Genomic DNA, 11,649 nt, shown 5'->3' with positions numbered 1-11,649 from the left:
CGCCCTGCGCGTGGCCTGCTCGCCCCGTCCCGGTCGGCTCGCTCTGCGCGAACCGAACTCCTGACTTTTCGTCGCGTCAGGTGCCGGATGCCGCTGTGTCGCGCCGTGAGAGACGATCGTTCAGGGGTTCGGCCCGCCCGGCCCGCCCGCGCCGCTCCCGTGCGGGGCGTCGGCGAACTGCATCCCCGGCGCATCCTCCGGCCGCCGCACGAAGCCGTTGCGCTCGTAGAACGCCGTGCGGCCGCGGGCGGCGAACAGCTGGACGTCGCTCACGCCGAGGCGGTGCGCCTCCTCGACGAGACGGCGTACGATCTCGGCACCGATCCCGCCGCCCCGGGCGCGCTCCGACACGATCATCTCGGTCACGAAGGCGTGCAGGGCGCCATCGCTGATGAGGCGGCCGATGCCGACGAGGCGGCCATCGTCGTCGCGCGCGACGCAGACGACCCAGCTGCCGGCGAGGGCGCGCTCGAAGGTCTCGGCGGGCCACTCGCCCCAGCCGGTCTCGGCGTACAGGGTCGCGAACTCGGCGGCGGTCGGGGGCGTGAGCGAGAACAGCACGTCCCGAAGATTAGCGCGCCGCCGGTCGGGCCAGATCACTGCGGGGTCCTCACCGCGCCGCAATCTCCTCCCAGTAGGGGGCCACGATCGCTGCGCTCACCCGCAGGTCGAGCAGGAGGAAGCCGCGGTCTTCGACGGAACGGGAGGTCCAGGATGCCACGGCCTCGAGGTCGTCGACCGACTCGACCACCACGCCCTCGGCGCCGAACCCGCGCGCGACGGCGGCGAAGTCGACCTGCGGGATGAGCATGGGGTCGGGGTGCAGGCCCTTCACGCCGTAGTTGAGGACCTCCGCGCCGTACTGCGCGTCGTTCCAGACGACGGCGATGCCGCGCCCTCGGGCGACGCGGATCGCCGTCTCGAGGTCGGCCAGGGCCATCAGCCCCCCGCCGTCGCCGGTGGTCAGCACGATCGTCGACTCGGGACGGGCGACGGCCGCGCCCGCAACGCTGGGGAAGCCCAGGCCGATCGACTGATACGCCGTCCCGACCATGATCATGCGGTCGGGGGATGCTACCGGCCAGTACATGTTCGACCAGCCGAGGAAGTGCCCACCGTCGGAGACGACGACGCGGTCCTCGGGCAGCAGCTCCGCGAGGCAGGCGGCGGCGGTGCGCGGGTCGAGGCGACCGTCCGGGCCCTGCCCCTGACCCTCGGGCTGGCGACGCGCCGCGGCGAGGTCGAGACCCCGGCCCCAGGTCGAGGGGGTGGCACCGCGCTCGCGGAGACGTCGCGTGATCTCGGTCGCGATGTCGGCGGCATCCCCCCGCACGTATCCGCCGACATGCGCGTGCGTCGCGGTCGGTGCGAGGTCGACCTGGAACAGGCGCGTACCGGGGGCGAAGAGCTCGCCGAAGCGCATCGTGAACTGGTTGAGGCCGGCGCCGAAGATTACGGCGACGTCCGCCTCGCGGACCAGCTGCATCGCGCCGGGGGCGCCGAAGCCCCCGGCGACGCCGAGGTCGCGCGCGGGGTCGGAGAAGAGGCCCCGTCCGAGGGCGCTCGTGGTGGTGAGGGACCCGGTCGTCGCGGCGAGGTGGTCGAGTGCTGACCCCGCCCCGGCCAGCCACGCGCCGCGTCCGCCGAGCAGCACGGGACGCGCCGCTCCCGCCAGTGCGTCGACGATCTGCTCGATCACGCCGTCGGCGTACGCGTCGAGCGGCGGGTGCTCGGGCGTCACCTCGGGTTCGGCGCCGGGGGCCGTGGCATCCGGGATCGGACCCGCCTCGCGAGTCGCCACGTCGTACGGGATGCCGAGGACCACCGGCAGGCGATAGGTGAGGGCGTGCTCGATCGCGATGACGATCGTGGCGGCGGCGTCCCGATGACCCACCGTGTAGGTGCGGGCGCCGACCGCCGAAGCGAGCGCGATTTGGTCGACGCCCCACGGCCGCGGGCCCGAGGTGGGCTCGTCGCCGACGATGAGCACGAGGGGCGTCCGCGCCTGCACGGCTTCGGCGAGAGCGGTCAGCGTGTTCGTGAAGCCGGCGCCGTAGGTGGCGGTGGCGGCGGCGATGCGCCCCGAGGCGCGGTAGTGCGCGTCGGCGGCGACGACTCCCGCGGCCTCGTGCCGCACGGCGACGAAGCCCGAGTCGGTGTCGCGGCCGAGCGCGTCGAGGAAGTAGGCGTTGCCGTTGCCCATGACCCCGAAGACGGTGTCGATATGGCGGGCGAGGGTGTGCGCGACGTGCGCGGAGACAGTGGGCATGACGAAGGAAGCCTTTCGAGACGAACGGAATGGATGCCGTATGTGTCTCGCGGATGCCCGCTACGTGCCCTTTTTTCGAGCAGCGACGCGCGACCTCGTGCGCCTGACGGGATCGAGTATAGGGCCCGCTCCTCCCCGAGCAACCGCTCCCCGCCCGAGCCCGCGCGCGCCTCGCGTGAGGGGTCATTTTCTGTCGCTTCGGAGGCGCGCCAGGCGACGAAAAGCGACCCCTCACGCGCGATGAGGCGGGAGTCTCGTGCGTCAGAGCGCCTGGCGGATCGCCGCCGCGGCGGCCGTCAGGCGGGCGGCGATCGCGGCGTCGTCGGCGTCCGCCGCAACGTGGACCGCCGCGATCGCCGCGGGCTCGCGCCCCTGCACGGCCAGCGGCACCGCCACCGCGCGCAGCGATGGCACCACCTCGTCGTGGCTGATCGCCCACCCGCGCTCCGCGGCATCCGCGACCTCGGCGGCGAGACGGGCGTCGACGTCGTCGGGCCAGCGCCGCGGCGGGAGCTGGGCGAGGATCGCGCGTCCGGGGGCTCCCCGGGTCACCGGATGCCGCGCCCCCGGCCGCTGTGCCACCGCGGTCACCGCGTGCCGCGGTTCGACGCTGGCGAGTGTCACGCACTCGTCGTGGTCGAGCACGACGAGGAAGCACGTCATCCCGAGCTCGTTCGCCGCGACCGTGAGTTCGGGCAGCGCCTCGGCCTGCAGGTCGGCGGCCACGCCCGCGGCTAGTGCGGCCAGGCCCGTTCCCAGGCGCACGGCGCCCGCGGCATCCCTCGTCACGAGCCCGTGGTCTTCGAGGGTGCGCAGCAATCGATAGACCACCGAGCGATGCAGCTCCACGCGAGCGGCGAGGTCGTCGATCGTCAGCGGCGTGCGGGCGTCGGCGAGCTCTTCGAGCAGACGGATGCCACGGCTCAACGTCTGAGAAGCGGGCGGCGCATCTTGCCGTGGGGGCATGGGGCGGCTAGCCTCTCGTTCGATAGCTGAACGTCGCGTTCGAATATAGAACATGCGCCGCGACGAGGCAACCCCGACATCGACGTCAGGAGAAACGATGCAGTTCCACCACCACGGCTACGTCTCGGGCGACCCCCGCGTGCAGAACGCGGCCGGCACCGGTATCGACAGGCCGGCGGAGCTCCCGGACGAGGTCGACGTGCTCATCGTCGGCTCGGGCCCCGCGGGCATGCTGCTCGCCGCGCAGCTGTCGCAGTTCCCGCAGCTCACCACCCGCATCATCGAGAAGCGCGACGGGCGCCTCGCCGTCGGCCAAGCCGACGGCATCCAACCCCGCAGTGTCGAGACCTTCGAGGCCTTCGGCTTCGCCGACCGCATCACCGCCGAGGCGTACAACATCGGCTGGATGAACTTCTGGGCCCCCGACCCCGAGAATCCGGATCGCATCGTGCGCCACTCGCGCACCGAGGATTACGCGTACAAGATCAGCGAGTACCCGCACCTCATCGTCAACCAGGCGCGGGTGCTCGACTACTTCGCCGAGGCCGCCGCGAACGGCCCCGCGCGCATCACTCCCGATTACGGCGTCGAGTTCCTCGGCCTCGCCGTGGGTGTCGACGCCGTCGAGGTGCGCGTGCGCGCGGCGACGGGAGAGCGGACCATCCGCGCACGGTACGTCGTCGGCTGCGACGGCGCGCGCAGCGGCGTGCGCCAGGCGATCGGCCGCACGCACGTCGGCGTCGCCGCCCGCCACGCCTGGGGCGTGATGGACGTGCTCGTCGAGACGGACTTCCCCGACTGGCGCATCAAGTGCGCGATCAACGCCGTGGCCGGCAACATCCTGCACATCCCGCGCGAGGGCGGGTATCTCAGCCGCATGTACATCGACCTCGGCGAGGTCGCGGAGGACGACGACCACCGCGTGCGCCAGACGCCGATCGAGGAGGTGATCGCCCGGGCGAACGCGATCCTGCACCCCTACACGATCGACGTGAGGCAGGTCGTCTGGCACAGCGTGTACGAGGTGGGCCACCGGGTGACCGATCAGTTCGTCGACGACCTCGACGACCCCCGCGTCTTCCTCACCGGAGACGCCTGCCACACGCACAGCGCCAAGGCCGGGCAGGGCATGAACGTGTCGATACAGGACGGCTTCAACCTCGGCTGGAAGCTCGGGCACGTGCTCACCGGCCTCGCCCCCGCCGAGCTCCTGCGCACGTACGATTCCGAGCGACGCCCCGTCGCCCAGCAGCTGATCGACTTCGACCGCGAGTGGTCGTCGCTGATGGCGCGCAAGCCCGGTGAGATCACCGATCCCGATGAGCTCGCGACCTACTACCTCGCCACCGCCGAGTTCCCCTCCGGCTTCGGCACGCGCTACGCCCCGTCGCCGCTCGTCGCGGCGGACGCGGCGGCGGAATCGGCATCCGGATTCCCCGTGGGCAAGCGCTTCCAGAGCGTCGAGGTCGTGCGCGTGTGCGACGGCAACGCCGTGCACCTCGGGCATCACGCGAAGGCCGACGGGCGGTGGCGGATCTATGCCTTCGCGGATGCCGCGGGCTCCGCGCTGGCGGCCTGGGCGGCGGAGGCGCACCGGATCGTCGAGCGATTCACGCCTGAGGGAGCCGACCTCGACGCGGTGTTCGATGTGAAGGCCATCTTCCCCGGCCGGTGGGAGGACGTCGCCGAGGTACCGGCGCTGTTCCGGCCGCGGTCGGGGCCGCTCGGTCTGACCGACCTCGAGAAGGTCTTCGCCGCAGCGCCCTCGGCGTGGACGACCGCCGACATCTTCGCCGAGCGCGGCATCGGCGCCGCGGGTGCGGTCGTGGTGGTGCGGCCCGATCAGTACGTCGCGCACGTGCTGCCGCTCGGCGACCCGGCTGGGCTCGAGCGGTTCCTCGCCGGGGCGCTGCTGGAGCGCCGTGCGACGGCGATGACCCCCGCGGCTGTGTCGCTCGCTGCGTCGGGCGTCGGCGCTGCCGCGCCGGTGGGGGCTGGGGCGGTGGGGGCTGCGGCGGATGCGTCTGCTCAGGCTGCGGCGGCCGCGCCGGTTGCGTCGGTGTCGGCTGCGGCGGTGGCGGGTGCGCCGCATGCATAAACACGATCGGTGCGTATAAACGCGCTGTGGGAGTGTTTCCGCGCAGCAATCGTGTTTATGCGTAGGGCGCCGGCCGCGGCGGCCGCGCCGGCTGCGGCGGTGCTGGCCGCGCCGGTTGCGTCGGTGTCGGCTGCGGCGGTGGCGGGTGCGCCGCACGCATAAACACGATCGGTGCGCATAAACGCGCTGTGGGACTGTTTCCGCGCAGCAATCGTGTTTATGCGTAGGGCGCCGGCTGCGGCGGCCGCGCCGGCTGCGGCGGTGCCGTCTGCAGCGGTGGCGGGTGCGCCGCACGCATAAACACGATCGGTGCGTATAAACGCGCTGTGGGAGTGTTTCCGCGCAGCAATCGTGTTTATGCGAAGGCCCCGCGCGACTGCCCGCGCCGCCCGCGCCGCACCGCCCGCACCGCCCGCCCGCCCCCGCATCGCCCACGCGCACCGCCCCCCGCCGCACCGCCCACCGCACCTGCACGACCTTCCCTCGTCCACGACGGCGAGACCGCGGCCCACTTTGTACGTCACGTATATCGGCCCCGCGTCGCGGGCTGACGAGAATTGGCGGGAATCCCGCCCCGATCCAGGAGGAACCATGACCGATCCGCGCGAGAGCGAGCTGCTGGCATCCGTCCCCACCGGTCTGCTGATCAACGGCGAGTGGCGTTCGGCCAGCGGAGGCAAGACGGTCGCCGTCAACGACCCCGCCACCGGCGACGTGCTCCTCGAGATCGCCGACGCCTCGGTCGACGACGGCGTCGCCGCGATGGATGCCGCGGCCGAGGCGTTCCCGTCGTGGGCGGCGACCCCGGCGCGGGAGCGTGCCGAGATCCTCCGCCGCGCGTTCGACCTGCTGCAGGAGCGCAAGGACGACGTCGCGCTGCTCATGACGCTCGAGATGGGCAAGCCCCTCGCCGAGGCGCGCGGCGAGGTCGTGTACGGCGGGGAGTTCCTGCGCTGGTTCAGCGAGGTCACCGCGCACACCCAGGGCCGCTACGGCGCGAACCCCGAGGGCACCGGCCGCATGATCGTCACGCAGCATCCGGTGGGCCCCTGTTACCTGATCACGCCGTGGAACTTCCCCCTCGCCATGGCCACCCGCAAGATCGCCCCGGCGCTCGCCGCCGGCTGCACGGTCGTCATCAAGCCCGCGACGCTCACCCCGCTCACCACGCTGTTCTTCGCGCAGATCCTTCAGGATGCCGGCGTGCCCGCGGGCGTGGTCAACGTCGTCACCACCACGAACACCGGACCGGTGTCGGAGCGCATCATCTCCGACCCGCGCCTGCGCAAGCTGTCGTTCACCGGCTCAACCCCCGTCGGCGTGAAGCTGCTGCAGCAGGCGGCTCCCGGCATCCTGCGCACGTCGATGGAGCTCGGCGGAAACGCGCCCTTCGTCGTGTTCGACGACGCCGACCTCGACAAGGCGGTCGAGGGCGCGATGCTGGCGAAGTTCCGCAACATCGGTCAGGCCTGCACCGCGGCGAACCGCTTCATCGTGCAGCGCTCGGTCGTCGAGGAGTTCACGCGCCGCGTCACGGAGCGGGTGCAGGCGATGAAGATCGGCCGCGGCACCGAGGAGGGCGTGCAGATCGGCCCCCTCATCGATGACCGCGCGGTCGACAAGGCCAGGACCCTCGTGGGGGATGCCGTGGAGCGCGGCGCCACGGTCACCACCGGCGGGTCGCCGGTCGAGGGCCCGGGGACGTTCTTCGAGCCGACGGTGGTGTCGGACGTGCGGCCGGGCAGCGACATCCTGCGGGAGGAGATCTTCGGACCGGTGCTTGCGATCATCCCGTTCGACGACGAGGACGACGCCGTGCGCCTCGCCAACGACACCGAATACGGCCTGGTGTCGTACGTCTTCACCGAATCGCTCGCCCGCGGTCAGCGCATGATCGACAAGCTCGAGACCGGGATGATGGGCCTGAACGTCGGCGTCGTCTCCAACGCCGCGGCCCCCTTCGGCGGCTGGAAGCAGTCGGGCCTCGGCCGCGAGGGCGGCGACGAGGGCATCCACGAGTACCTGCAGACGAAGTACACGTTGACGGCCAACCCCTACGCCTGACGACACCGGATGCCACGACCCCGCGCTCCACGGAGCGCCCGGGCCGTGGCATCCGCCGTTCCCCGCCCCGGCCGCTGACGACACCGGGTGCCGCGGCCCCGCGCTTTCCGCAATACCGGGTCCGTGCCGTGCCGTGCCGTGCCGTGCCGTGCCGTGCCGTGCCGTGCCGTGCCGTGCCGTGCCGTGCCGTGCCGTGCCGTGCCGTGCGCCGTTCCAAATCCTGCGCCGACGGCCGCCGTGCCGAACTCCTGAGTATCGGCCGCCGGCGGCGCCGTGCGGGCGGCGGGGGCGGCACGGGGCGCCGATTCTCCGGAAATCGGCCCACCCGCTCGCGAGCCGCCCCCGCGCGACCGGCGTCAGCCGTCGGCGTGGCGGTCGAGGAACGCGAACACTTCGGTGTCGTCGACCCCGGGGAACATCCCGCGGGGGAGCGGCGAGAACATGTACCGGTGCACGCGCGCGCTCGGCCAGGCCTTGCCCTGCCACCGCTCGGCGGCCTCGGCGTCGGGCCGGCGGCAGCACGACTCGTCGGGGCAATGCGAGATCCCGCGCTTCGCTGTCTCGCGGCCGCGGAACCAACGGGCGTCGTCGAAGGGCACCCCGACGGTGATCGAGAAGTCGCCGTCGCTGGTCGACCCGGTCTGCGTGGAGCACCAGAACGTGCCCGCGGGGGTGTCGGTGTACTGGTAGTGCTCGGTGGTGCGGTTGTGTTCGGCGAACGCCGACCGCGCCGAGAACTTCTTGCACACCACCTGTCCCTCCACCGACCCGGTCACGTCGGTCGGCAGTGGCAGGCCGTCGTTCTCGTAGACCCGCGAGATGGCCCCGTCACCGTCGACGCGGAGGAAGTGCAGGCGCACGCCGAAATGCGTCGTCATGAGGTTGGTCATCCGCATGGCCGCGGCTTCGTGCGTCACGCCGAACGCATCGCGGAAGTCCTCGACGGCGAGGTTGCGCTCCTTCTTCGCCTGGGCGAGGAACGCCACCGAGTTGGTCTCCGGCATGAGGCAGCACGCGGCGTAGTAGTTGATCTCGAGCCGCTGCTGCAGGAAGTCGGCGTAGTCGGTGGGCGGGCGGTGCCCGAGCAGGCGGTGCGCCATGGCCTGCAGCGCCATCGACCGCAGACCGTGGCCGCCGGGGATCGAAGCCGGCGGGAGGTAGATGCGACCGTTCTCGAGATCGGTGACCGAGCGGGCCGAGTGCGGCAGGTCGCTGACGTAGATCAGCTCGAAGCCGAGTTGTTCGGCCATGATGCTCACCGTGCGGTGGGTCAGCGCGCCCGTGCTGTGGCCGGCCGCCTTGAGCTGCTTCTCGGCGAGGCGCTCGATGTCGGGCAAGTGGTTGGCGGTCTCGCGCATGCGCAGGCGCAGCTCGGTGTTGGCACGGCGTGCCTCTTCGGGACTGGCGATCGTCGCCCGTTCGCGACGCTGCAGTTCGCGGTGCAGGCCCAGTACGGCCTCGATCGTGTCGTCGCTCGTGCCTTTGGTGACCTTGACCGGCGGGATGCCGAGCTGCCGGAAGAACGGACTGCCCTGCGCGCGGTCGAGTTCGATCTCGAGCGCCGCCCTCCGGTTGGGCGGTTCGGTCGACAGCAGCTCGGTGACCTCGGTCTCGGTCGCGCGCGCGATCTCCTGCAGGAGCGAGAGTTTGGGTTCGCGCTTGCCGTTCTCGATCAGGCTGAGCTGGCTTCCCGCCACGCCCACCAGGGCGCCGAGCTCGTCCAGCGTCAGACCGCTCGCGAGGCGGTGGTGACGGATGCGATGACCCAGGGTGGACAGCTCGAACGACGACGCCATTCCTTGACCATACCGAAAGAAGTCGGTTTTTTATATCGACATGGGCCTGAAAGACGCGGTTGCAAGCCCTCACCATGGAGGAACGACACCGAGTTTGCTCTCAACCGAGGAGAACGACATGGCTCTCGCCGACATCTTCAGCTCCAGCTCGCGCACCGCTGCGCCCGCCGCTCGCGCCGCCCGCCCCGGTCACGGTGTGCGTCCGGCTGTCGAGGGTCCGGGCCTGGCCGCACTCACCGCGTGGGTCGACCAGGTGGCCGCCCTCACGCAGCCCGACCGCATCCACTGGGTCGACGGCTCGCCCGCCGAGAACGACGCGCTGCTGCGCGAGATGGTCGACGAGGGCAAGCTCATCAAGCTCAACCCCGAGTGGCGTCCCGGCTCGTACCTCGCCCGCTCGCACCCCGGAGACGTCGCCCGTCTCGAGTCGCGCACCTACATCGCCTCCGAGAGCGAAGAGGATGCCGGGCCCACCAACAACTGGATCGCTCCGGCCGAGATCCGCGAGACCCTGAACGGCGTCTTCGAGGGTTCCATGCGCGGTCGCACCATGTACGTGGTGCCCTTTTCGATGGGAGCCGTCGGCGGACCCCTCAGCCACATCGGCGTGCAGATCACCGACAGCGCCTACGCCGTGGCATCCATCGGCGTGATGACGCGCGTGGGTACCTCCGTCCTGCAGAAGATCGCGGACGGGGCCCCGTGGGTCAAGACCGTCCACTCGGTCGGTGCCCCGCTCGCGCCGGGGGAGGCGGACGTCACCTGGCCGTGCAACGACGAGAAGTACATCGTGCACTTCCCCGACACCCTCGAGGTGTGGTCGTTCGGCTCGGGCTACGGCGGGAACGCGATCCTCGCGAAAAAGTGCTTCGCCCTGCGTATCGCCTCGGTCATCGGCCGTGACGAGGGCTGGCTGGCCGAGCACATGCTGCTCATCCGCGTGATCGACCCCAAGGGCAAGGCCTACCACGTCGCCGCCGCCTTCCCGTCGGCGTGCGGCAAGACCAACCTCGCGATGCTGCGTCCCACGATCCCCGGCTGGCGGGTCGAGACGCTCGGCGACGACATCACGTGGATCCGTCCCGGGGAGGACGGGCGCCTGTGGGCCATCAACCCCGAGGCCGGCTTCTTCGGTGTCGCACCGGGCACGGGTGAGTCGACCAACGTCACCGCCATCGAGACGCTGTGGGGCAACACGATCTTCACCAACGTCGCGCTCCGCCCCGACGGCGACGTGTGGTGGGAGGGCCTGACCGACGAGGCGCCGCCGCACCTCATCGACTGGCAGGGCAACCCGTGGACGCCCGCGTCGGGCCGCCCCGCGGCGCACCCCAACTCGCGTTTCACGGTCGGCGCCGCCCAGTGCCCGCAGATCGCGGAGGACTGGGAGGCTCCCGAGGGCGTGCCCCTCGACGTCATCCTGTTTGGGGGCCGTCGCGCGACGAACGTGCCGCTCGTCGTCGAGGCGACCGACTGGTCGCACGGCGTCTTCATCGGCTCGACGGTGTCGTCGGAGAAGACCGCGGCCCAGGAGGGCACGGTCGGGGAACTGCGCCGCGACCCCTTCGCGATGCTTCCCTTCTGCGGCTACAACATGGGCGACTACTTCGGCCACTGGCTGAGCGTCGGCCAGAAGCTGCGCTTCGACCGGGCGCCCCGCATCTTCCAGGTCAACTGGTTCCGCAAGGGTGACGACGGCCGCTTCCTCTGGCCCGGGTTCGGCGACAACGCCCGCGTGATCGACTGGATCATCCGCCGCGTGGACGGCCAGGTCGACGCCGTCGAGAGCCCGATCGGACGTCTGCCCAAGATCGAGGACCTCGACCTGTCGGGGCTCGACCTGCCGGCTGCCGACCTCGAGGAGTTGTTCTCGATCGACTCCCGCTCGTGGCTGGCGGAAGCCGACCTGACCGAGGAATTCTACGACACCTTCGGTTCGCACCTGCCGGCGGCGCTCCGCGCGGAACTCGCCGCGCTCCGGTACCGCCTGCAGCGCAGCTGAATCCGGTTCGCGCTCTCGCCCCGCCCGCCGTTTCGCGCGGCGGGGCGAGCGTCTCGACTCGACGCCCCCTTTCGTTCTTGGCGCGCGGAAGGGGGCGTCGTTCTGCGTGCGGCGCGCTGCCCCCCCGCTCCGTGACCGCTCCGTCCCCGCGCGTGCCCTCTGCCGCCCTGCCCGCCCCGCCCCGCCCGCGCCGCTGCGCTCGCGCTGGCTGTTGAGTTGCGCCGTATGCGCGCGCGCGGTGCCGTCGCGTGAGCATTCGGCCGAAGTCAGCGGGGTTGTGGCGCGCGCCCGGGCCTGGCTCTCAGCCCGCCCAAGCCGCCCCGCTGCGCCGGCGCTGGGTGTTGAGTTGCGCCACGTGCACGCGCACGGTGCTGTCGCGTGAGCATTCGGCCGAAGTCAACGGGGCTTCCGCGCCCCCGCCCCGCCCCGCTGCGCCCCGCTGCGCCCGCTGCGC

7 protein-coding genes are annotated in these 11,649 nt (G+C 71.6%); 3 read left to right on the top strand and 4 right to left on the bottom strand.

Annotated elements, in window-relative coordinates:
• Positions 1–120: 120 nt before the first annotated feature.
• The 3 genes from QE392_RS16745 to QE392_RS16735 form a co-directional block, all read right to left on the bottom strand.
• Positions 121–561, bottom strand: coding sequence for a GNAT family N-acetyltransferase (locus QE392_RS16745; protein WP_307453679.1), 441 nt, complete (start codon positions 559–561; stop codon positions 121–123).
• Between the two features lie 49 nt (positions 562–610).
• Positions 611–2,269, bottom strand: coding sequence for a thiamine pyrophosphate-binding protein (locus QE392_RS16740; protein ID WP_307453677.1), 1,659 nt, complete (start codon positions 2,267–2,269; stop codon positions 611–613).
• Between the two features lie 261 nt (positions 2,270–2,530).
• Positions 2,531–3,235 carry an IclR family transcriptional regulator gene (locus tag QE392_RS16735; RefSeq protein WP_307453675.1) on the bottom strand — a complete coding sequence of 235 codons (705 nt, stop codon included), beginning with the start codon at positions 3,233–3,235 and terminating at the stop codon, positions 2,531–2,533.
• Positions 3,236–3,332: 97 nt separating this feature from the next.
• On the opposite strand from QE392_RS16735, the gene QE392_RS16730 reads away from it, so the two are divergent.
• Both QE392_RS16730 and QE392_RS16725 read left to right on the top strand, forming a co-directional pair.
• A complete protein-coding gene (locus QE392_RS16730; protein WP_307453672.1) occupies positions 3,333–5,333 on the top strand; it encodes an FAD-dependent monooxygenase in 2,001 nt (666 codons plus the stop codon).
• A gap of 591 nt (positions 5,334–5,924) precedes the next feature.
• A complete protein-coding gene (locus tag QE392_RS16725) occupies positions 5,925–7,397 on the top strand; it encodes an NAD-dependent succinate-semialdehyde dehydrogenase (protein WP_307453670.1) in 1,473 nt (490 codons plus the stop codon).
• A gap of 356 nt (positions 7,398–7,753) precedes the next feature.
• On the opposite strand, the gene QE392_RS16720 is transcribed toward QE392_RS16725, so the two are convergent.
• On the bottom strand, positions 7,754–9,193 hold the full coding sequence (locus QE392_RS16720; protein ID WP_307453667.1) for an XRE family transcriptional regulator: 1,440 nt from the start codon (positions 9,191–9,193) through the stop codon (positions 7,754–7,756).
• A 118-nt stretch (positions 9,194–9,311) separates the two neighbouring features.
• On the opposite strand from QE392_RS16720, the gene QE392_RS16715 reads away from it, so the two are divergent.
• Complete coding sequence (locus tag QE392_RS16715; RefSeq protein ID WP_307453665.1) at positions 9,312–11,195, top strand: phosphoenolpyruvate carboxykinase (GTP); 1,884 nt, start codon at positions 9,312–9,314, stop codon at positions 11,193–11,195.
• Positions 11,196–11,649 lie beyond the last annotated feature (454 nt).

The organism is Microbacterium proteolyticum, assembly GCF_030818075.1.
In the GTDB taxonomy this organism is placed as follows: domain Bacteria; phylum Actinomycetota; class Actinomycetes; order Actinomycetales; family Microbacteriaceae; genus Microbacterium; species Microbacterium proteolyticum_A.
This window is presented reverse-complemented; position numbering and strand designations above follow the sequence as displayed.